23 protein-coding genes and 1 pseudogene are annotated in these 22,205 nt (G+C 42.0%); 10 read left to right on the top strand and 14 right to left on the bottom strand.

Translation table 11 applies throughout. The annotated features are described in order from the left end of the window. Window positions 1-49: 49 nt before the first annotated feature. Both FGG79_RS16490 and FGG79_RS16485 read right to left on the bottom strand, forming a co-directional pair. Complete coding sequence (locus tag FGG79_RS16490; RefSeq protein WP_138780332.1) at window positions 50-553, bottom strand: GNAT family N-acetyltransferase; 504 nt, start codon at window positions 551-553, stop codon at window positions 50-52. A gap of 90 nt (window positions 554-643) precedes the next feature. Beyond that, the gene (locus tag FGG79_RS16485; RefSeq protein ID WP_138780330.1) at window positions 644-1,561 is read right to left on the bottom strand and encodes a proline dehydrogenase family protein; all 918 of its coding nucleotides are present in this window, start codon (window positions 1,559-1,561) and stop codon (window positions 644-646) included. Window positions 1,562-1,849: 288 nt separating this feature from the next. On the opposite strand from FGG79_RS16485, the gene FGG79_RS16480 reads away from it, so the two are divergent. Then, window positions 1,850-2,107: a hypothetical protein gene (locus tag FGG79_RS16480; protein ID WP_138780328.1), complete on the top strand. Its 258-nt coding sequence runs from the start codon at window positions 1,850-1,852 to the stop codon at window positions 2,105-2,107. 17 nt (window positions 2,108-2,124) lie between these two features. Beyond that, window positions 2,125-2,472 carry a spore coat protein gene (locus tag FGG79_RS16475; RefSeq protein WP_240794314.1) on the top strand — a complete coding sequence of 116 codons (348 nt, stop codon included), beginning with the start codon at window positions 2,125-2,127 and terminating at the stop codon, window positions 2,470-2,472. A gap of 101 nt (window positions 2,473-2,573) precedes the next feature. Here FGG79_RS16475 and FGG79_RS16470 read toward each other — a convergent pair whose 3' ends face one another. Genes FGG79_RS16470 through FGG79_RS16450 form a run of 5 tightly spaced genes read right to left on the bottom strand, consistent with a single transcriptional unit; the run spans window position 2,574 to window position 6,506 of the window. Beyond that, window positions 2,574-2,837, bottom strand: a complete 264-nt coding sequence (locus FGG79_RS16470) for a DUF2573 family protein (RefSeq protein WP_138780325.1) — start codon at window positions 2,835-2,837, stop codon at window positions 2,574-2,576. Window positions 2,838-2,865: 28 nt separating this feature from the next. After that, window positions 2,866-3,630 (bottom strand): siderophore-iron reductase FhuF, encoded by a 765-nt coding sequence (fhuF, locus tag FGG79_RS16465; RefSeq protein WP_138780323.1) that lies wholly within the window; start codon window positions 3,628-3,630, stop codon window positions 2,866-2,868. Beyond that, window positions 3,627-4,445 carry an ABC transporter ATP-binding protein gene (locus FGG79_RS16460; protein WP_138780321.1) on the bottom strand — a complete coding sequence of 273 codons (819 nt, stop codon included), beginning with the start codon at window positions 4,443-4,445 and terminating at the stop codon, window positions 3,627-3,629. The genes fhuF and FGG79_RS16460 overlap by 4 nt, the downstream gene beginning before the upstream one ends. 15 nt (window positions 4,446-4,460) lie before the next feature. Continuing rightward, complete coding sequence (locus FGG79_RS16455) at window positions 4,461-5,516, bottom strand: FecCD family ABC transporter permease (protein WP_138780319.1); 1,056 nt, start codon at window positions 5,514-5,516, stop codon at window positions 4,461-4,463. A 3-nt stretch (window positions 5,517-5,519) separates the two neighbouring features. Further along, on the bottom strand, window positions 5,520-6,506 hold the full coding sequence (locus FGG79_RS16450) for a FecCD family ABC transporter permease (protein ID WP_138780317.1): 987 nt from the start codon (window positions 6,504-6,506) through the stop codon (window positions 5,520-5,522). 223 nt (window positions 6,507-6,729) lie between these two features. Here FGG79_RS16450 and FGG79_RS16445 point away from each other — a divergent pair, with 223 nt between their 5' ends. The 4 genes from FGG79_RS16445 (at window position 6,730) to FGG79_RS16430 (ending at window position 11,534) form a co-directional block, all read left to right on the top strand. Continuing rightward, window positions 6,730-7,686 carry an ABC transporter substrate-binding protein gene (locus FGG79_RS16445; protein WP_138780315.1) on the top strand — a complete coding sequence of 319 codons (957 nt, stop codon included), beginning with the start codon at window positions 6,730-6,732 and terminating at the stop codon, window positions 7,684-7,686. Window positions 7,687-7,828: 142 nt separating this feature from the next. After that, the gene (locus FGG79_RS16440) at window positions 7,829-9,334 is read left to right on the top strand and encodes a spore germination protein (RefSeq protein ID WP_138780313.1); all 1,506 of its coding nucleotides are present in this window, start codon (window positions 7,829-7,831) and stop codon (window positions 9,332-9,334) included. Then, window positions 9,331-10,440: a GerAB/ArcD/ProY family transporter gene (locus FGG79_RS16435; RefSeq protein ID WP_240794313.1), complete on the top strand. Its 1,110-nt coding sequence runs from the start codon at window positions 9,331-9,333 to the stop codon at window positions 10,438-10,440. The genes FGG79_RS16440 and FGG79_RS16435 overlap by 4 nt, the downstream gene beginning before the upstream one ends. Further along, the gene (locus FGG79_RS16430; RefSeq protein WP_138780311.1) at window positions 10,437-11,534 is read left to right on the top strand and encodes a Ger(x)C family spore germination protein; all 1,098 of its coding nucleotides are present in this window, start codon (window positions 10,437-10,439) and stop codon (window positions 11,532-11,534) included. The genes FGG79_RS16435 and FGG79_RS16430 overlap by 4 nt, the downstream gene beginning before the upstream one ends. Before the next feature lie 34 nt (window positions 11,535-11,568). On the opposite strand, the gene FGG79_RS16425 is transcribed toward FGG79_RS16430, so the two are convergent. Next, window positions 11,569-12,612, bottom strand: coding sequence for an oxidoreductase (locus tag FGG79_RS16425; RefSeq protein WP_138780550.1), 1,044 nt, complete (start codon window positions 12,610-12,612; stop codon window positions 11,569-11,571). 123 nt (window positions 12,613-12,735) lie between these two features. Between FGG79_RS16425 and FGG79_RS16420 the strand changes: the two genes are divergently transcribed. Further along, on the top strand, window positions 12,736-13,050 hold the full coding sequence (locus FGG79_RS16420) for a thioredoxin family protein (protein ID WP_138780309.1): 315 nt from the start codon (window positions 12,736-12,738) through the stop codon (window positions 13,048-13,050). Between the two features lie 69 nt (window positions 13,051-13,119). Here the strand turns inward: FGG79_RS16420 and FGG79_RS16415 are convergent, their stop codons facing one another. Next, window positions 13,120-14,520 (bottom strand): esterase/lipase family protein, encoded by a 1,401-nt coding sequence (locus FGG79_RS16415; protein ID WP_138780307.1) that lies wholly within the window; start codon window positions 14,518-14,520, stop codon window positions 13,120-13,122. Window positions 14,521-14,695: 175 nt separating this feature from the next. Between FGG79_RS16415 and FGG79_RS21885 the strand changes: the two genes are divergently transcribed. Both FGG79_RS21885 and FGG79_RS16410 read left to right on the top strand, forming a co-directional pair. Then, window positions 14,696-14,836 carry a hypothetical protein gene (locus FGG79_RS21885; RefSeq protein ID WP_171050979.1) on the top strand — a complete coding sequence of 47 codons (141 nt, stop codon included), beginning with the start codon at window positions 14,696-14,698 and terminating at the stop codon, window positions 14,834-14,836. A 50-nt stretch (window positions 14,837-14,886) separates the two neighbouring features. Next, a complete protein-coding gene (locus tag FGG79_RS16410) occupies window positions 14,887-15,066 on the top strand; it encodes an H-type small acid-soluble spore protein (RefSeq protein WP_138780305.1) in 180 nt (59 codons plus the stop codon). Between the two features lie 71 nt (window positions 15,067-15,137). Here FGG79_RS16410 and FGG79_RS16405 read toward each other — a convergent pair whose 3' ends face one another. From FGG79_RS16405 to FGG79_RS16390, 4 genes and pseudogenes are all read right to left on the bottom strand, one after another. Then, window positions 15,138-16,538 carry an alkaline phosphatase gene (locus tag FGG79_RS16405; RefSeq protein WP_138780304.1) on the bottom strand — a complete coding sequence of 467 codons (1,401 nt, stop codon included), beginning with the start codon at window positions 16,536-16,538 and terminating at the stop codon, window positions 15,138-15,140. 195 nt (window positions 16,539-16,733) lie between these two features. Continuing rightward, window positions 16,734-17,591, bottom strand: coding sequence for a dimethylarginine dimethylaminohydrolase family protein (locus FGG79_RS16400; RefSeq protein ID WP_138780302.1), 858 nt, complete (start codon window positions 17,589-17,591; stop codon window positions 16,734-16,736). Between the two features lie 286 nt (window positions 17,592-17,877). Next, window positions 17,878-18,699 (bottom strand): annotated as a pseudogene (locus FGG79_RS16395) (AMP-binding enzyme); the annotation flags it as partial. A gap of 155 nt (window positions 18,700-18,854) precedes the next feature. Further along, window positions 18,855-20,306 carry a DEAD/DEAH box helicase gene (locus tag FGG79_RS16390; protein ID WP_138780298.1) on the bottom strand — a complete coding sequence of 484 codons (1,452 nt, stop codon included), beginning with the start codon at window positions 20,304-20,306 and terminating at the stop codon, window positions 18,855-18,857. Window positions 20,307-20,395: 89 nt separating this feature from the next. Between FGG79_RS16390 and FGG79_RS16385 the strand changes: the two genes are divergently transcribed. Next, window positions 20,396-20,851 carry a hypothetical protein gene (locus FGG79_RS16385; RefSeq protein WP_138780296.1) on the top strand — a complete coding sequence of 152 codons (456 nt, stop codon included), beginning with the start codon at window positions 20,396-20,398 and terminating at the stop codon, window positions 20,849-20,851. A 104-nt stretch (window positions 20,852-20,955) separates the two neighbouring features. Here the strand turns inward: FGG79_RS16385 and FGG79_RS16380 are convergent, their stop codons facing one another. Next, a complete protein-coding gene (locus tag FGG79_RS16380; protein WP_138780294.1) occupies window positions 20,956-22,119 on the bottom strand; it encodes an iron-containing alcohol dehydrogenase in 1,164 nt (387 codons plus the stop codon). Window positions 22,120-22,205 lie beyond the last annotated feature (86 nt).

Raw genomic sequence — 22,205 nt, 5'->3', positions numbered from 1 at the left:
TGGGCTCACTTTCACAATAAAACAAACTTAATGTGGATCGATCTGTAGGTCACAGTCCCTGTAAGGATTTACCCATGATGATATACTCGTGAGGTATATTGGGGAAGAATCCCTTACGCAATGTACGAAAGCCTTGAGAATGGTAAAAGTCGATGGCGTTTTGATTATCTTTACGAGTGGTGAGAAGGACGTTTTCCTCTTCTCTATTTTGGATTAATCTTTCGACTAAGTGCTTCGCGATCCCCCTGCCTCTGTAAAGTGGATCGACGCCGAGCTCTACCAGTTCCATGGAATGGTTCATCCATTCACGACTCGAATGCAAATGTCTTGCAAGCAGGTCGTGATAGTATTGTCCTTTTTGAGAAGAATATCCATATATGTACCCTGCCACTCTTTCATCGATAATAGCAAGATACCCTTCAAACCGTGGATAGGTTGAATGTCGTCTAAACTGTGCTTCCATGGCAGCGGCATCTACCTGAAAGAGCTGACAATATAACCTGATCATTTTCTTAAAATACTTTCCTTCCACACGAAATGGGACAATCTTCATTTTTCCCCAAGCCTCCCGTCAAGTTACTAATAGTCATGATAAGCAAACAAGACTCCATGACGATCCATGAAGTCTTGTTACTAACTACTATTATTTTTTCATGATGCCTTTTAGAACAAAGGCGACGTTAGCAGGTCTTTCGGCCAGTCTTCTCATGAAGTAACCGTACCAGTCTGTACCGTATGGAACGTACACGCGCATTTTATATCCTTCTTTGACCAGTTCGTGCTGCCGTTCTACTCTGATTCCAAAGAGCATTTGAAACTCGAATTGTTCACGAGGGATATTATGCTCTTCTACGAGCCTTTTTGTATATTCGATCATCTCATCATCATGTGTGGCAATGGCTGTATAATTGCCATTTAACAAATGAGTTTTGATGATTTTTCTGAAATTATCGTCCACATCTTTCTTATCGGGAAAAGCAACTTCAGGTGACTCTTTATAAGCCCCTTTTACTAGACGCAGGTTGGGGGAATACGCATTCAAATCATCGATATCCTTTTCTGTTCTATATAAATAGGCTTGGATAACCGTACCAATATTATCGTATTCAGACTTTAATCGTGTGAAAATATCAATGGTCTTTCCACAACGGGAGTAGTCTTCCATATCAATGGTCACAAATACATTTTGTTTGGTTGCTTCCTCAAGAATCAATCTCATATTCTTCATGACAACTTCTTCAGAAATATCCAACCCCATCGATGTCATTTTTAGGGAAAGTTGAGATTTGAGATTTTCTTTACCAATAGCACGAATAGCCTCTACACATTCAAGGGCCATTTCATTTGCTTCACGCTCATTATCCACGAACTCTCCTAAATAATCGATCGTTACAACAAGATTCTGACTATTTAGCTCACGAATAGCCTCAATAGCCTGCAGGATGGAAGATCCCGCAACAAATCGACCTGCTCCGAAACGCAGGCCATATTTCTTAGCCAGCTTCGTCATAGGTTTATTTTTTGAAAGGAATAAAAAGAAATTACGCATTGATTGCTCCATGTTGCTTACCCCCTGAAAAAACATATATACCAACCTATGAAAACGCTTTCTTTATTGCTAAAATGAAAAGGTTCAAACGATTAGTATATCTACCAATATTTTATCACCTTTTCCTCATTTTGAATATACTTTCAGTAATTTATTAGTAGAATATGACGAAATTTGTAAAACGCTGAATAAGGACGGGGTACCTTAGGGAAAATAACCAATGTTTCTCACCTGCCTTGTCGTTTTCGCAAGGTAAATGGACCCAGGTGAAATAACCGAATGAAGAAGGAGGAAGTACTTATGGAGCAACAACCTCAGCAGGGAGGTCAGCAACAGCCCTATACAGAGCCGCCCCAAATGCTGACGACAAAGGATTCTCTATACTTAAATGACATGCTTGCTTGGAATTTAAATGCGATGAAGAAATGTCATTTTGCAGCAGCTCATTGCCAAGATACTGACATTAAAGCAGCTTTGGATAAGTGTGGGCAGATGCATCAACGTCACTACCAACAGCTCCTGCCCCACTTGAATATGACGAACCAAACCATGATGTAGAAAGGAGATGTTTACTTTTGAATCAACAGAATCAACAAAAAATCCAAAATCCACAGGAACAAGTACCGGAAACGCCGCAAATGAACGATCGGGATTTTATAACAGATGTCCTATCCCAAGAGAAATATATGACAGCTTCGTACTGTACAGCCTTGAATGAAGCGAGCCATCAATCCCTATATCAAGATTTACTTACGATTTTCAACGAAACACAAAATGCTCAACGGGAGCTTTATAATGAAATGTTCCGAAAAGGATGGTATAAGCTTGAGGCTGCCGACAGCCAAAAAATTCAGCAGTCCTATCAACAGCATCAGCAGTATTCGTCTCAATTTCCTTATGGGTATGGTGGACAGGTTCAATAATGGAAGGCAGACTTTGGTCTGCCTTTTTGTACTATGCAGGAAAGGTACCAACAAAAAAAGCACCCTCTTCATCAGAAAGGGAGCTTTCTCAGCAAAAACATTTATTCATCATTCTTCTTTTCATTCACTTCTGCACGATGGGTTTCATTCATTTCTTTTATTTCGCCTACAATCCGTTTCATTTCAGCCTTACCTTCAGGATATAATCCGTTCCAATGTTTCACTAGTGCTGGCATATTTTTCGCGATGAATGAGTAAAGGGCATAGTGAGTGACCATTTCTTTCTTAGATGGATCAGACTCTCCCACTAGTAGCTCTGTGTACTTCTCCAGTAGTGCATCAAATTGCTCCTGAAATTCTTTCATCTTTCCATACCTCCTTGTGAAGATTCAATTAATCTACTTTCACCCGACAGGTTTGCGGACATGATTTACAACGATACTGTTCTCCGTTTTCCAACTTATAAGAGAAGCAACACGTTTGCCTGACTCGAACCTTATCAGCAACATGTTCCACGTTTACTTTACTTCTATAGTAACGTGCCAATGGATTTTTATGATAGTGACCGAACCAATGACTGAATTCATTTGAAAGTAGCTGACGAAATTGTGCGTCCCGTCGCCTTCTCATCCCCTCTTCCACAAGAAAATCATCATTCTCATATATCCAGAAAACATATACAGCGATGTTTTCCCACAGAATTAGATTGGAAAGATTCGTCACCTTTTTCAACGATTGTATCACGTGATTGAGATGTCCGCGAAAAATGGATTCGATGTACTCTGCCTTTTCTTCATGGGATGTAAAGTCATTCACAGATGCATCTTTGAGATAAAATTGCGGCATCCACAATCCATTCTTGTCACCGTCTACAATCACCAGATTTTCAGGAGTAAGATTCATTTTCTTATTCCAATATGTCATGACCATTAAACCCATTGCTGCTACGAAGGCGTATCGTTTCATGAATAAGGACGACGCCACTTTGAGATCAGCTGATCCGATTAACGAACACCGGTCCGACAGATAGGCTTCCATACCCTTCTCACTTAAGAATGTACTTGCTTCCTCTCCTCCGAAAGCGGGTAACCAATCCTTATGAACACGAAATTTCTCAAGAGTTTCCCACTGTTTTTGGGAAAGGGAAAGAGCATTCATCCCGTCTCACCCACGGAATTCAAAATGCAACGTCCCTTCCCGAATGGGATGCATAATGGCGTCCCGAATAGTGGATCCCGTGATACTTGACAGTCCATATCAAACACATTTTTCACGAGTTCACAGCTGATCACATCTTCAGGCTTCCCTTGTGCATAGATCTGTTTATCCCGTATCGCCACAATATTATGAGCATACCGGCACGCTAAGTTAAGGTCGTGAAGAACCATGACGATTGTCCTCTCCTCTTTCTCATTGAGCTCGAATAATAAGTCAAGGATTTCAATTTGATGTGTCAAATCAAGATAAGTGGTTGGTTCATCCAATAGAATGATATCGGTATCCTGAGCGAGTGTAAGGGCTATCCACGCACGCTGTCTCTGGCCACCTGATAGTTCATCAACTTTTCTATGCTGGAGCTCTTCCATCTTCGTAGCCTTCAGTGCATCCTGGACAATTTCTTCATCTTTATGGGACCAAGTATTGAGCCATGTCTGGTGAGGATAACGCCCCTGCTTGACCAGTTGCAGGACCGTCAACCCCTCAGGTGCCGTTGGTGATTGAGGAAGAATGGCCATTTTTCGAGCGACTTCTTTCGTGGATAAACGTGAGATTGCCTCTCCATCCAACAGAACTGACCCCTGTTTCGGTTTAAGTAATCTGGCAATGGAGCGGAGAAGCGTGGATTTACCACATCCATTTCCACCGATAAAGACCGAAATTTCCCCCTGTGGAATGTCGATAGTCAATTCATCAATGATCGTCCGTTCCCCGTAAGATAGAGTTAAATCCTTCGTTTGTAATCCTTCACTCATATATGGCCAACTCCTTTAAGAATTTCTTGTTTTAAATAATAAGTAGATAAAGTACGGTGCTCCGATCGCTGCCGTAAATACTCCTGCTGGAACTTCCAAGGGCAGGAATAATGTACGGCCAATTAAATCTGCTACCATCACGAGAATTCCGCCAATGAGAGCAGCAGTCGGAAGCAAGGCACCGAATGAAGATCCTACCATTCTTCTTGCCATATGAGGTGCCATTAAGCCTACAAAGCCGATTCCTCCTGCAAAGGCAACCGCTCCGCCTACCAATGCTGTTGACATGAGAAGAAGAAAGAAGCGTTGTCGCTGAACATTCCCTCCTACACTTGTGGCGATTTCTTCGCCTAGTTCCTGTATATTCAGTTGACGGGTGATTAAGAAGCTTAACAGAATAAATGCCAGGCTCCACGGAAGTAGCATCCATACATCCTGCCAATCCGATCCGTTCACCGTACCTGTAATCCATATATTTGCCTGAGAAGCCCGGTAAATAGGACCGAGAATCATCAGCAATGTCGTCAACGCTTGAGTCAAAGCTGAGATGCCAATCCCGATTAGCACGAGTCTAACAGGAGATACCCCTTTTCGCCAAGCTAAAAAATAAACTAAAAATGCAATGACTGCAGCACCGAGAAAAGCAGCAACCGGAAGCCATTTAATACTGACCATCAGTGAATTGTCATCATTGCTGAATAAAGTCAGGAATGCAACGACCGCTGCTCCCGCTCCCCCTGTAATCCCGATAATATCAGGAGAAGCCAATGGGTTTCGAATCATCCCCTGAAGGATCCCTCCTGCAACAGCTAAAGCCATCCCAGAAAGCAGTGCAATGAGGATTCTGGGAAGTCGAAAAGACGTCACCACAAGCTGTTCCAAGCTTGTCCCACCACCAAAGAAAACACTGATCACATTCCACGGTGCAATTTTCATATCACCAATCCCTGTGCTCATGATGAGCACAAACAGTGTAATCATGCAAAGGATCATTCCTTTTTTCATCGCTGATAAATCGACGAGTATGGAAACCCGATCCCGAAGCCAACGTTTTCCTATGAATCGATTCATTTGTTAAAACCCCTTCCTGGCAACGTACACAAAGAATGGTGCACCAATGATGGCGGTCATAACACCAACCGGTACTTCCTGGGGCATGATAATGTAGCGGGCTCCAATATCAGCGGCCAACAATAAGATCGCTCCGAGGAGTCCTGCGTAAGGGATCAGCCATCGGTGATCCACTCCGATAATCTTTCTTGCAAGATGAGGGATCACAATTCCGATAAAGCCGATAGGACCGGCAACGGCCACGGATCCCCCCGCTAAGAGAACAACGACCAATAATGCAACAAACTTGAACAAGTTTGTTTTAAGCCCAAGCCCTTTGGCGACATCTTCCCCCATGGCAAGTATATTCATCTTACCAGCTATGATGAGAGCGAGGATCCAACCACCCGCTATATAAGGAAATACTCCATATAACAGCTCAAGGCTTCTTCCTTGCACAGATCCAGCAAGCCAGAATAATACCTGTTCCAAAGCCGCCTCATTCAGTACGAGCAACCCTTGGGTGAAGGAAGAAAACATGGCTGTGATGGCAGCACCAGCTAACGTAAGTTTCATCGGAGTCAAGCCTTTATTCCCGACTGAGCTTATGACATACACGCCGACTGCGGCTAAACCAGCGCCTGAAAATGCCAGCCACGTAAATGATTGAAGACTCGTTACGCCAAATAACGTAACCGCTACGACCACCATGAAAGCTCCGCCAGCATTGATTCCGAATATACCTGGTGAAGCCAGGGGATTCTTGGTTAAGGTTTGCATCAGCACACCTGAAATGGCAAGGGAAGCCCCTACCGTTGCTGCAATCAGTGCCCTGGGCAAACGGATCGTCTGGAGAACGATATGCTCTGTTGAACCCGTTGGATTAGTAAAAGCCTCGAAAGCAACCTTCCAAGACGTATCCGTGTATCCGTAAACAATACTTATTCCTATACACCCAATCAGAAGAAGGAATGTTCCTATAAAAAAAATAAACTGTTTGTGAGTTTTCATATTGTGCTAACCTTTCTTTTTCTTAAGAAACCATTAAGAAAAGGAATTTCATTTATACAATTCCATGCGACTCTTCCCATACTATTTTAAAGAAGAGTGAAACAACCGTCAATGATTTTGAAAATCATTATCAATTAGGTGTTGACATTGAAAACCTTCTCAACTACTATTATGAGTGTAATTGATAACCATTATCAACTAAAAAATTCAGGAGGATATACATATGAAATTAAGAAACTTATTATCTTTACTACTTATCTCTACCCTCCTCTTTCTAGCCGCTTGTGGCAACAAAGAGGAAAAGAAAGAATCAGGAAATGATATGAAAGAAGATTCATACACAGTGGAACATGCAATGGGTACGACAGAAATAAAAGGAACACCTAAGAAGGTCGTTATCTTGACCAATGAAGGAACCGAGGCCCTGCTTTCTATGGGCGTTACGCCAGTCGGGGCCGTTCAATCGTGGACAGGTGATCCTTGGTATGACCATATCGCTGATAAAATGAAAGATGTTGAAGTAGTCGGGACAGAAAGTGAACTAAACGTTGAAGCGATTGCGAAACTTCAGCCTGACCTGATCATTGGAAATAAAATGCGCCAGGAAGAGCAATACAACCAGCTGAAAGAAATCGCACCTACTGTCATGGCCGAAACCCTACGAGGAAACTGGAAGGAAAACTTCGAATTATATGCAAAGGCGTTAAATAAAGAAGAAAAAGGCCAAGAGGTACTCGCTTCTTATGACCAACGCATTGAAGATCTAAAGAGCAAGCTTGGAGATAAGTTAAATCAAAAAGTATCAATGGTTCGTTTTATGTCCGGAGATGTACGCATTTACCATAAAGATACATTTTCAGGTGTCATCCTTGATCAGTTAGGATTTGCCCGTCCTGAAGGTCAGGATGTCGACGACTTTGCTGAAAAAGGCGTCACGAAAGAACGCATACCGGCAATGGATGGAGATGTATTATTTTACTTCAACTACGAAACAGGTGATGGAGAAGCGAATAAATTGGCTGAAGAATGGATCAACGACCCTCTATTCCAAAACCTTGAAGTAGCAAAACAAGATCAAGTGCATGAAGTAAATGATGCTATCTGGAATACAGCAGGCGGCGTAATTGCAGCAAATGAAATGCTCGATGATATCGAGAAGTTTTTCCTGGATCAGGAATAACTTCTGTAGAAAAGACATGCCTGGAAGGGATATATCCCTTCCAGGCATTTTTTTTTGGATTCTAAAGTTCCATATCTTTCATAATTCTTCTGTTTTCGGAAACACTAGAGGATAGACTAAACATCGAACATGAGGGATTAGTATGTTGTCATTCTTTAAGAACAAGAAAAGCACAGACAATAATCAAAAAAAACAATCGTATGAAAGTCTAAAGCAAGAAGCAGAAAAATCCGCTGATTATAAACAAGCCTTCTATAAAAATCCTCATACGGGGGCAAAGTTCAGTTTACATTTTATTACCACAATCATTGACGGGAAAATTCTTCAAGAGGATCTCCTTCCCTCGTTGCTATCGAAAGATTTCCATTCTTTTGATGATTTAAAAATGCTTGTGCCAATATTGGATATTCAAGTTTCTACAGATGAAACGCAGATTGAACAGAAACTTTATAATGGCTACACGTTGCTGACTATGGATGCCTCAAATCGAAAGTTTGCGTTCATTGCGACGAAAAACAAGATCGGAAGGCAAGTATCTCAACCTGAAGTAGAATTCAGTGTCGTAGGTCCGAAAGAAGCCTTTGTTGAGTCTCTCAGTGACAATCTGAACCTGATCCGGAAACGATTGCCGATTAAAGAGTTATTAGTAGAAGAGTTTAATATAGGGAAACTGACGCACACGAGAGTCGTCCTGATTTACCTTGACGGTTTGGTGGATGAAGCGAATGTGAATACGATGCGACAACGACTCCGGGCAATTGATTTCGATCAGATCATTGATAGTTCATTTATTGAACAGATCATTGCCGATAATGGCTACTCCCCCTTTCCCCAGCTTTTAGACTCTGAAAGACCGGATCGTGTCGCATCCGTATTGGTTGAAGGGAAAGTGGCTGTGATGGTGGATGGATCACCGCATGCCCTGATTGGCCCTACTACTTTGGTAGAGTTCTTTAATGCATATGAGGATTATTTCTTGAATTTCTATATCTCTTCCTTCTTACGTCTAGTTCGTGTTTTTGCTGTCGCGTTTTCTATCTTGATTACACCAATTTATGTGGCAGCGTTAACCTATCATTATGAACTGATTCCAAAGGATCTAATGGCGACTCTTATTACGTCCCGTCAGGAAATTCCATTGCCCCCGATTTTAGAGGCATTATTCTTAGAGTTAACGATTGAGTTATTACGAGAAGCAGGGGCACGCCTTCCCACCAAGGTCGGCCAAACGATCGGTATCGTTGGCGGGATCGTTATTGGAACAGCGTCCGTCGAGGCAGGTTTAACAAGTAATGTTCTCCTCATCTTAGTTGCCTTGGCAGCGCTCGCTTCCTTTACGACACCGGTCTACCGGATGGGTAATACGATCCGGATATTACGATTTCCGTTCATATTTTTCGCACAACTATGGGGATTGGTGGGCATCGTATTTTGTTTCTGTTTGCTGATGGGTCATCTGCTGCAATTAACATCTTTAGGAAGACCATTTTTGGAGCCTCTTTATCCACCGAGAATAAAGGATTTAAAAGATGCCCTCATTCGATTCCCTTTTAATAAACAAGCGAGTCGACCGGAGTTTTTAAGGACCAATAAACCAGCCAGATTCCGCCCCTCTGAAGGGAAGAAAAAGGTTGATATCGACGAATGAAGATTGGAGGTGATGACATGCAGCCGGTTCCTGACAGAAGAAAAATATCACCGTTTCTCGTGTTTTTCTTGGTACATTCCATTCAGGTTGGCGCAGGTGTACTCGGATTTCAAAGAATCATCTCCATGAACGCAGGGTACGATGGATGGATAGCGGTCATTTTAGCCGGAATCCTCACTCATGTTCTGATGGTATTCATGTATATAATTCTCGATAAAGCAGATGGTGATCTAGTTTCCGCCCATACTCTCGTCTTCGGTAAATGGATTGGGAAACTTTTCAGTCTGTTTTATGTCATCTATTTCAGTTTGCTTGTGGTGACGATTTTACGAACATATATCGAGGTCCTTCAGGTATGGATGTATCCTGAATTAAGCACCTTTATTTTCGCTCTTTTGTTTCTATTCCTTGTTTACTACCTTGTAAATGGAGGTGTAAGGACTGTAACGGGGACCGCTTTTTTCGGAACGATCCTGCCCAGTTATCTTGCCTTAACGTTCATATTTACATTTAAATACGCTGATTTCCGGAATATCTTGCCCGTTTTTGATCACTCACTAAAAGATATTTTAATTGCCACGAAAAATATGTCCTTAACTTATCTTGGCTATGAATCAATCTTAATGATTTATCCTTTTATCAAAGATGCGAAAAAGTCTCAAAAATATGCACATTGGGCACTTTTCACAACAACTACGGTCTACACCATCATTGCCCTCATTTCATTTTCCTTTTTCAGTCAAAAGCAATTGGAAAAAACGGTCTGGGCTACGCTCTCCATGTGGAAAATAGTTGAGATGCCTTTTGTTGAGCGTTTTGAGTATATCGGCATCGCCAATTGGTGTTTAGTCATACTGCCTAACGTATGCATATCCGTATGGTGTGCCAGCAGGACCTTGAAGCGAATTACTCCTATAAAGCATAAGTACACCCTAATGATGATCTGTATCTTATGTTTATGTACTTTAACGTTTATATCGGACCGCAAACAGGTTAACTTCTTAAATGATATTTCAGGAAAGATCGGGTTTTATTTCAACTTCTATTACATACCTATCCTCTTAGTCCTTGTGATCATTATAAAGAAGGTGAAGCAAAAACAATGAAACGATTTTCTATCATACTTTTTCTTCTTTGTCCCCTACTTGTATCTGGTTGTGTGGAAAGGGAAATTTTGGATGACTTATACATCGAAACCGGGAAGGCTTATGACTATGTAAGCGAAACTGAAATCAGAGGGACTGCCCTATTCCCAATCTATTCAGCGGATAAATCCATTCAAAATGGAACTCTCTCAGCTGAAGCATCCTCCACACGTGAAGTCCTTGAAAAATTGGAAAGGCGCTCTCAACAACCCCTCGTACGGGGAAGCTTGGATGTCGTAATAATCGGTGAAAAGCTCGCAAAGAAAGGAATCATTGACGTCGGAGATTCCCTACAAAGGGATGCAAGTGTTGGGGCGAGGCTATACTTGACTGTAGCTGAAGGAGACGCGGGTGAACTCATTAAAGGAAACTATGGACAAAGAGGGAATGGAACCTACCTTTCTAACCTTATCCACCACAACATCACCAGAAGGGAATTGCCTGAAACCAATTTACATCTATTCCTTTTTGATTATTTTCAGGACGGACAAACTCCTTATCTCCCAATGATAAAACAACTTTCCGAGGAGAGTGTGGAAATTTCAGGAATGGCGCTATTCGAAAACGATAAGATGGTAAAGAAGATCCCAGCAAAAGATTTGTTCTTCTTTAAAATAATGGTCGATAAGCTGGCTGAAGGAAATCATGTCATCAAGCTTGGCAAAAAGAAAGGACGGACGGAAAAATCAGTCGAGGCTTCGGTTACAAGCTTGAGCGCAAGGCATAAAATTATTGTGAAGCATAAGTCGGATCCAGTTGAAGTAACGATAAAGATCAAAATCAAAGGAATTGTAAGGGAATATACGGGAAAGAAATTAACGTCTCAAAAAGTGGTAAAAGTAGAAAAAACAATGAAACAAGAAATTGAAGAAAATTGTTTAAGAATGCTAAAGGAGTTTCAAGAATTAGGCATTGACCCAATCGGGATCGGACAAAATCAAAAGCATGGGATCCGCGGATTTGATATAAAAGAGTGGGATGAAAGCATCTACCCACGAGTAAAATTCAAGGTAGAAGCAGATGTACAAATTTTAGAGGCTGGAACAGTGGAATAAAGGAAGAAAGGAAGGCCCACTAGAGCCTTCCTTTCTATTTGTTCAATTGAATCACACATTTTTTATCGGCGCTTTCTTTACAAGCTTCAATTACCTTTATGACTTGTAAAGCCTCCTCAGGGTCAACCGGAAGGGGATTATTTTCCCTTAAGGCACGATAGATTCCCAGGTAGAATTGAGTATAATCCCCTTTTTCTGAAGGGATGACTTCCGATACAATCTCTTCTCCTCTGATTGTCGTGAGAACACCCCAGTTCTCTTCGTCTTCTCTTCCCCACTCTTCAGTAAGCGGATTTCTCCCAGCCTTTAAATCCTCTTCTTGGCGATCCATTCCGTGTTTTACATAGCTTCCCTTGAGTCCATGAATCTGATAGCGAGGCCCGGCATCAAGTACGATGGAACGTGAATATAGCTGCACTCTCAATACGTCATAGCCGAGCGTGATAAGGAAGTAATCCTCCGCTTTTTCCGGATCTCGTTGAGGGAAGACATCTGCCTGCACCCATTGTGGTGAACCAAACAGGGTGAGCGCTTGATCCAGCAGATGGGAGCCTAAATCATACAGCACTCCTGCCCCCTCGATTTTGTTCTCCTTCCATCTGTCTTTAATGACAGGACGAAAACGATCAAAATGGGCCTCATATGTATAAATCTCTCCAAGTGCTTCATCTTTCAATAATTGCTGAATCGTTAAAAAGTCAGCATCCCATCGTCGATTATGAAAGACGGAAAGAAGTAATCCTCTTTCTTTAGCTAATGCCAGGAGCTCTTCCCCTTCCCTGCTATTCGTAACGAATGGCTTCTCTACGATCACATGCTTATCGGCTAAGAGGGATTGTTTAATCATGCGATAGTGAAGATGATTAGGAGTGGTAATCACAATTAATTCAATATCTTCCTGTAGTAACTCATCGAGTGACGACACGACGGTTGCTCCCTCGATGTCTTTCAATACCTTTTCTTCATTAGAAGATAGGACCGCACCAATATGAAATTCCTCTAAATGAGAAAGCAACGGACGATGAAAGCTTTGCCCTGAAAAACCGTATCCTGCTAAACCAACTTTAATGGACTGCATAATGTCACCTTTTCCTTGAAAATGTATTCTCATATTATCATGTACAAGATCAGACGAAAAATGATTCGTTTTACAACCTGGTATCGTTTTGTATAAAATAAGGTGAAAAGGGAGGTTAACAACATGCAATCAATCAAAAACAAAGAAACCTTTGACGATCTAATCGCGTCAACCGAACCAGTCATCGTAAAATTCCATGCAGATTGGTGCCCGGATTGCCGTCGTATGGACATGTTCATCGATGAAATCATGGATGAATTCAATCAATATAAATGGTATGACATCAATAAAGATGAATTTCCTGAAATCGCGGAAAAATATGATGTCATGGGTATCCCAAGCCTGCTTGTGTATAAAAATGGCGAAAAAATCGCTCACTTGCACAGCGCCAACGCAAAATCACCGGAGCAAGTCACAGAATTCCTTAACACACTATAAGTCAAAGGTCCGTCCCTGTTTATGCAGAGGGACGGACCTTTGTTTTTTTCAACATATCTAGACATATTCTCAATAGATATTGCCTTTCCCATCTACATACACTGTTCGAACCATCGTTCTCTGAAATTGGTTTCCGAGTGTCGTCTTTCCTTCAATGTCGAGGGTGATGTTATGGACTCCTTCTTCAAAGTCAGCTAGAGGCAGTGATGAAAGATCACCTGAAGTAACGATTGTTGAATGCTTCTTTCCACTTCTTAGTGGGAAATGGTGAATCGTATAAGTCTTCTTCGTAGAGTGATCATGTTCATTCAATGCGCTCATGACTGAGTCTCCATAACTCCCCCCTTGATGTTGAAATAGAATCGTGACCATGTAATGTTCTGTCTTACTCCCTCGAGCCCTTACTTCCCACTTTCCATTAACAGGTCGTGATATATGGATAGAATGATGATAGGCACCAGGGAAATAGCCTGTAGCATCAACAATCAACTCCCATTTCGTATACACCTGGCCGTCCGGGCTGAGTAGCTCATAAACCGAATCTCTCTTATCGGTAATCCAGTCGACCGTAATACGAGCTATGCCTTCCTCAACTGAAAACTCTTCCACTCCCATACCTTCGAATTGCCCACCTCGGTGAAGGGCTGATATTTCCCCTTCTAGAGGCATTTCATTCACCGAAACATGTGTAATCTCCTTCACCTCTTCAATGAAAAGATCCTTTATATACGGGAATACCTCTTTCCCTTCTTTTATCGTCGTATGAGTCCAGTCTCTGACTGCCACCTCTTTGCTGTAAGGAAGCCGTGAGCTCTTCACCAGCACGGCTCCATCACTTTGACCAAAGCTGCTTAAGTACAGTCCTCCCCAAAATAGCTCAGAATGCGCACCGCCCCAGCCAGTACCACCAAAAGTGTAGAACGGAACCTTCTTCGCAAGATCAAGCTCGTCTGTATCTGATCGAAACCCTTTCATGTACCCGGTTTGCAATGAAAACACGGCATGTGTCTTACTTTTCAGCCCATCTGTCAACCAACCTGCCCATTTACTAAAGGCAAGATCTGCAAGTTCTGACCCATGATGAGGAGTAGAAAGTGTTATGACTCTTTCTACATATGGAGAGGCACCATAATGGACCAATGCCGCTTGGGCATCGACACCTCCCTTGCTGTGCCCCACAATTACCAGCTTTTCATCAAAGTATGCGGAGATTTCCTTCAGCTTACCAGCTAGGATCTCCCCATTCCTCCACATGTCTTCGTCTGGATGTAAGTCAATTAATACTGATTGATAACCGGCTCCACGAAGGATTTGCAGCATATCATTTTCTTGTATCCACGTTTCTGATGATGCATTGATCCCATGAATAAATACGATGGGATAACTTGCTGATTTAACTGCCTTTTCATCTCTAAACCATCTGCCAGGTATGACGGAAACTGTTTTATTTCCTCTCATTCTTTCTACCATCAGCACTGCCTCCCTTTAGAAAGACTTTCTTATCTTCATTATCGTTAAGCAGTGAAAAAAATCCACCCTTGTTGTTAAATCCAGGAAGAAAGACATATAAACTCTATAAGTTGAATAACACCGTATCCTTTATCAAAGACTAAATGTGATTTTACTTAAATAGGAGGAATTGAACGTGACGAAGAAAAAAAACAAAGGCAGCGAAAACCAAAACTCACCTAAGCGGGGCACGACGGAATTTGCTACTGAAATAACTAGTGGGGATAATAGTAAAGGCAATAAGCATAATAAAGACCAGCGTAATAAAACGAAATAACAAACAACCTGAAACCTTTCAGGCAGGTTGTCCGAAAGGAGGATATTAATTTGGATTATAATCGGGCAAAACAGATCCTCTCATCTTCAGGTGACGTAGTGGTAAAGTACCGGGATACTTCAGTATGGATCGACTCTGTCAATGAAGACGGAAAAACAGCCGTTGTACATCTTCGTGGACCATTAGAAGAAAGGTCGGAAGTGAGTATTGATGATTTAGAGGAAGTTTAAAAAAGAAGACTATTTGGTCCCCATCAATGGGCCAAATAGTCTTCTTACGATCTTAGAGATTAATCATAATCTCAATCTTCATCTTTGTCTTTATCATCATGTCCTTTATGCTTGCCTTTTCCTTTTAAAAGATCAAAAATCAGTTTCGCTTGATCCGTATTATCGATTCTTCCAGCAAATCGTTCTTTTTGTGGACCAAACGCGTAAACTGGAACGTCATCACCAGTGTGCCCATCCGTTGTCCAGCCAGTACCTGAACGCTTGTCGAAGATTTTTTCAATGGCATTGTCAATTTCTTTTATATCACCATTTTCGGCAGCTGTTTTCACAGAAGCGACTTCTTCTTCTGTAAGTTCAAGATCAATATTTTCAGCAAGTGTGTCTTCTACAGAAGCACCATCTACAATTTGCTTTGCCATAAAGTCCGGTGTATGTTTAGCTGCTTGTATTGGTGTTGGATCCCAATTGTATTCACCATCTGCACCGATAGAGATTCCACCGGTTGAATGATCAGCCGTTACGATTACAAGAGTTTCTCCATTTTCCTTCGCAAAGTCTCTTACTTTTTCAAATGCTTGTTCGAAGTCTCTCATTTCACTCATACCACTGACTACATCATTATCATGACCCGCCCAGTCGATTTGACTTCCTTCTACCATAAGGAAGAAGCCATCTTTGTCCGTTTTCAAGCGGTCAAGTGCAGATGTGGTCATGTCTGCCAAACTTGGTTGTTTTTCTTCACGGTCGATCATCTTGTCCATTCCAACTTCAGAGAAAAGACCAAGCACTTGTTTATTGTCATCATTTTTAAGTTCATCAGCGGATTTCACATAGCTGTATCCATCATTTTGGAACTGTTTGGCAAGGTTTCGGTCATCACGCTCAAAGAAATCCGTTCCTCCACCAAGCATCACGTCAATCTTATGTTCCCCATTGATCATTTCATCATAATAGTCGTTCGCAATAGCATCTTCGCTTTTACGTTGCTCTTCATGGGCTCCGTAAGACGCAGGCGTCGCATGAGTGATTTCTGATGTGGCGACGATTCCTGTGGACATGCCGTTTTCTTTCGCCTGTTCCAATACCGTCTTCACATTTGATTTATCATTATCAACGGCAATAGCGTTATTGTATGTTTTCACTCCACCGCTCATTGCTGTCGCAGCAGCTGCAGAGTCGGTTACGTTTTCTTCTTCATCTTCTGGATACGTCGTTTGTAGTCCGACAAGGTAAGGATCGAATGCCGTTTTTTCCATTTCAACTGTATCCGGATTGTCATTCATGTAACGAAGGCCTGTCGTGTAAGGAACTCCCATGCCATCACCAATCATAAAGATGACGTTCTTAGGATTACTGTGTTTGGAATCCTTCGCTTCTACTTCTTTATTATCTAAATTCATTCCTATTACGCTTCCAATAGCCAGCGTCGATACAACCGCTAAAGGAAGAACTTTTTTCATTGATTTCTTCATTTACCCTACCTCCTATATTTCATCCTACATGTTGAAGGATAACGGAGAAATATGAAGAACCATTTGCAGAACCAATACAGGAGTGTAAAGCTTCTGTAAACAGAAGAAAAACAGGTATAAAGCCCCCTGTTTTCCTTCCTTTTATGAAATCAATGTTCTCATTCATTGGGCAATTAGACAAAACCCTAAGTTCGTCTACTCTCTTATAAGAGGGAGCGTACAGCAGCGGAATGAGCCGCCCGACTTAATGATTTCAGATAAATCCAGTTCGGTCACATCAAATCCGGCTGCTCTGATTCGTTCATTAAGAGCTGGATTTTGAGTGAGGCTGATGATTTTCTCATCACCGATTGCCAATACATTCGGACCCATTTGAAATTGCTCATGATCTGACACTGTTATGATTTTATAGTGCTTCTTAATTGTTTCAAGATCCTCTTTCGAAAATGCCTGAGGATACACAATGGCCCATTCTTCTGAAATGATCGTAAATACACAATCTAAGTGAAGAATCCCTTCTTTTAATGGTAATTCATGTACGCTAAATTGGGGGAGTTGATTCCGTAATGATTGAATGGCCAATTGATTCGTACGTCCACTCACCCCAATCCAGATATTCTCTTCATCAACAAGAACATCTCCTCCTTCGATGGAATGAAGAAGTTCATGATAAGGAATCTCATTGGTTTCAAGCCATTTCTTCAGCGTATTCACTTCTCCCCGCCTGACTTCGGTATTCATGGCTGAAACGAAAAACTGATCATGAATCGTAAAGCCTATGTCTCGTGTAAAGACTTGCTCATTAAATTCTTTTGATGATTGGAGATGAATGACTTCTGAACCATTTTTCTTCAATGTATCAACAAATGTTTCATGTTGTTGAACAGCCTTATCTATATTGATATTTTCTTTAAGAAAATGCTTTTGTGTCTCATTTATGATTTCATTTATTTGCATATTTTCAGGTGAAACCACAACGACCTTCTTTAGCTTTCCATACTCATTGGAACAATAGGTTTTAGATTTTGGAACCAATGGGGAATTTAAACTCATCTTTATGCCCTCCAATTATTAACTCTTAAAAACCGCTTTTCCCTTTTATTATGATGATAAAACTTTCTTTTTATAAGTTATGCCGGATAAGCCTGAACAGAGACGACGTGCATCATGGATTCGTGAAATTAGGGCATTTGTCCATCACCTAAGCCATTTGTTCGAGTTGCTTTAAAGGTAAAAGATCATCTTGTACTCAAAATAAAAGAAGCTAACAGCGTAAACGTTAGCTTCTTTCCTCAAACTATTCTTTTCATGTTCTATGTTCCACCCAACATCCTTCCCATTAATGAACCATCCGGTCATGACCCTTCCAGTATTCTTTCCGAATCACAACCTTTTGGATTTTCCCGGAAGCGGTCTTCGGTAATTCACTGACAAAGGTGACACTCTGCGGGGCTTTGAAGTGGGCGAGCTTTTCTCTGCTGAACTCGATGAGATCTTTCTCTGTTAAGCTGTACCCATCTCTCAAAACAACTACTGCATGGGGCACTTCTCCCCAACGCTCATGGGGAACGGCGACGACTGCTGCCTCCAATACACTGTCATGCTCATAAAGAGCCCCCTCGACTTCAATAGACGAGATGTTTTCTCCCCCGCTTATGATGACATCTTTCATCCGATCAACGATTTCAATGAACCCATCCCGATCTACGGTTGCCATATCGCCTGTATGTAGCCATCCATCCCTGATTGCCTGATTGGTTGCTTCCGGATTTTTATAATAACCTTCCATCACCGTGTTCGTCCTTGTGACGATTTCTCCAATTGCCTGACCGTTAAGAGGGACTTCACTTCCAAGCTCGTCAACTACCTTCACCTTGCTTCCAATCATGCTGTATCCTGCTTTCGCCTTCAGACGGTATTGTTCTTCTTTCGGACGCCCCTGTTCCGATGACCTTAAGATAGAGGTGGTGATAAGGGGTGAAATTTCTGTCATCCCGTACACTTGGATGAATTCCCAATTCAGATCTTCCTCTACCTTTCGAACAAATGCTGGCGGCGGAGCTGATCCAGCAATGACAACCCTTACATTTTGGTCGATCACTCGGCCCTTGTTCGGGTAGGTTTCAAGCACCATATTGAGAACTGTCGGAGCCATGTATATCCATCCCCTCTGTTTCAATATGAATGTGGTAACTTCCTTATATTTACTATTTTAACAGATTCGGATTATTTATTTGAATATTCAGATTTTATAAGTTAGATGCCACACTTTCAAAAGAAAAAGCATGATGACCTATTCGTCATCATGCCCTTGGATTAGCGGCCTCTTCTACTGGAAGAGGACCTGCCTTGGCTATTACGCTGAGAACCTGAACCGCTTTTTCCAGGTTTGCCAGAGTCACTTCGTTTCGATTGTCTTCCTCGGGAAGAAGCGGACGATTCACCGCCACGCCGGGATGTCCCTTCTTCGCCTTTCGACCTTCGACTGCGGGATGATCCACTCGCTTCCCCGGTACGGGACATGCCGCCACGGGGAGATCTTGACTTTCGATCTTTGTTTGCTTGAATGTGCTTTTCCCGTCTGTCTTTCGCACTTTCATCGAATCCTTTTTCAACTGTTGATGATGATTTTGAAGGCGCTACCTCCACTATGCGGCGAGGCAAGATAAGGCCGATGCCTTTTTCGATCGTCTCTAGATCCTGTTTGTCTTTTAAAGCAACAAACGTGATTGCAAGACCGTCTTTTCCAGCACGACCGGTGCGCCCGATCCTGTGAATATAGCTCTCCACATCTTGGGGGATATCATAATTAAACACATGTGTCACGCCTTCTACGTCAAGCCCGCGTGCCGCTACATCGGTTGCGATAAGAAGCTGGAGTTTCGCATCTCTAAACTTCTTCATCACTCCCTCTCTCTTTGCTTGAGACAGATCACCGTGGAGCTCATCGACTAAGAAGCCTTTCGCTTTAAGGTCGCCGAGCAGCTTGCTCACCCTTCTTTTCGTACGACAGAAAATGATGCCTAAAAACGGCTGAACGTCGTGAATCGTTTGACTAAGGGCATCCAGTTTCTGACGATCTGTCGTCTCCACGATTTCCTGTTGAATTTCCTGTACAATTTTTTCTTTTTCACGGATTTGCACATTACGAGGTTGGTTCATATACCTCTTGCCGATTTTCCGTATATCCTTGGACATGGTAGCGGAAAACAAGGCTGTTTGGCGGGTAAACGGTGTCTCTCGAATAATCGATTCGACTTCATCGAAGAAGCCGATATGAAGCATTTGATCTGCTTCATCTAATACGAGGAACGATACGTTTGAAAAGTCTACAGTCTTCCGGCGTACATGATCAAGGATTCGACCAGGAGTTCCGATGACGATATGAATCGCTTTATTCTTCAGTCGCTTAATCTGTTTCTCAACATCTTGACCTCCGTACACAGCTAATACATGTATATCATCTTCCGTAGAAGAAAGGATTTGATTTAATTCAGCCGTTACCTGAATGGCGAGCTCTCTTGTAGGTGTGACAATAAGGGATTGGATCTCATCTCTTTCCGGATTGATTTTAGCAAGCATCGGTAAGAGAAAAGCCATCGTCTTTCCTGTTCCTGTTTGTGCTTGTCCAATCACGTCTTTACCATTCAATAAAACAGGGATCGTTTCGCTCTGAATGGGTGTCGGCTCTGTGATGGATTGTTCTTTTAATGCATTGACGTACTTAGGTTGAATTCCTAAGGAAGTAAAATCATTCAATGGGGTCACCTCTTTGTTACTAGTATACCTGTAATCCACTCTAGAAAATAGGGCACTATGTTATAATGGGAAAATCGTAAAATGAAAAGAGGAATAGAATGCTACCATTTGAAGATAAATTATCCATTGTAGAAGAGTTCAATGAACTTTCTCGAAAAGATGTTTCATTAAACAGGGTGAACTTTCATTTTGAAGAGAGTCTCTATGAAAAAACGACCGTAGTGTACCATCTGCACCCGAACGGTAACGGCTTTGTTTATACAGGAAGCCTTCCCGATTATGAAGCCAATTCAAAAGGACTCGTCAATATCCGTGATTTTCATGAGGACGAGCTTCGACAAATCATTCGTGCTTCGATTGATCATCTGGCAACGGAAGAAAAAATCACCCCGCCAATCGAACAACTTTGGAAGGATGCTGAAGGCCATTCTCTTATGTTGAAAGAAGAAGACGATCGTTGGAATATCTATGCCAGCGATAACTTGGAAGACAGCTTTGGCGGGTATGATGAAGCGGCTTTGTATCTTCGTGAAGAAGGATTTCGCAGAAGGTAATCGGTCGAACTGCAGCATCAGAGAAGAAATTGCTAACTACTAAAAAAAGGCCGAATCGGATGTCGATTCGGATTTTTTTATGGATTTTATTCTAGCAACAATATTTATAAAGAACGCTTCAAAATATCCCTCACACTTTCATTATCCATTTCCTTATACGTTCCAACACCTGGCTTGATGAAAGTCTTCTCTACGATCGCATCGAATTCGGTGTCATCAATATCATAATCGGCGAGGGCGCTTGGAGCCCCTAATGAGTTCCAGAAATCACGAAGCGCTCTTGCTCCTTCTCGTGCGACTTGGATATCTTCTTTGCCTTCAGCTGATATTCCTAACACATTGACAGCAAGTTTCTTCACTCGTGATGGATCTTCTTCCAAGACATGCTCCAGCCAATTAGGGAACAAAATCGCAAGTCCTCCGCCATGGGGAATATCATATACTGCAGAAATGGCATGCTCAACTCTGTGCGTTGCCCAATCTCCCCCATCCGTCCCATTCGCAAGAGATCCATTAAATGCGGTTGTACTGATATACATCATCGTTTCTCTATGTTCAAAGGATTGTAAGTCTTCCAGCAGTTTCGGTCCTGTTGCTATCGCGGTTCTTAACAAGGACTCGATGAATCCATCAATCATCGGAGTGTTCTCCGTGCGATGAAAATAAAGCTCAAGGGCATGAGACATGCTGTCCACAATTCCATAGATCGTCTGGTCGCGAGGGACAGAAAATGTATAGGATGGATCAAGAATCGAAAACGTCGGAAAGACATGCGGCGATGACCAGCCTAATTTGTCATTCTTTTCCCAATTAGTTATGACAGAAACAGCGTTCATTTCAGATCCGGTCGCAGCTAGGGTCAGAACCGTTCCAAAAGGCAGGGCATCAGTGATGGAAGCCTTCCCTGTAATCAGGTCCCATGCATCCCCCTCATAGGTTGCTCCCGCTGCGATGGCCTTTGTACAATCGATTACGCTTCCCCCACCGACAGCTAATAAGAAATCAATGCCTTCTGTTTTACAGATCTCGACTCCTTTTCGAACAGTCGTCAAACGTGGATTCGGCTCTACACCGCTAAGTTCTGAAACGACTGCATCGATTTTTTTCAACTCAGCCATTACATCATCGTATATGCCATTCCGTTTGATGCTGCCTCCACCATAAACAAGTAGGACGTTCATCCCTTTATCCAATATAGAAGACAATTGTTTCACTTCATTTTTCCCAAAGTAAAGCTTTGTAGGGTTGTATTGTAAAAATGTATTCATATTTGCACCTCATTTTTGTCATGTGTTTTCATTTTATCACTAGTATCATATCTACTGATATTGATACTTTCCCATTCATATCATCA

It is taken from the genome of Bacillus sp. BHET2 (assembly GCF_005938125.1).
Classification (GTDB): Bacteria; Bacillota; Bacilli; order Bacillales; family Bacillaceae_B; genus Rossellomorea.
Note: the sequence above shows the minus strand (reverse complement) of the source record. Positions and strands in the feature narration are given on the sequence as shown.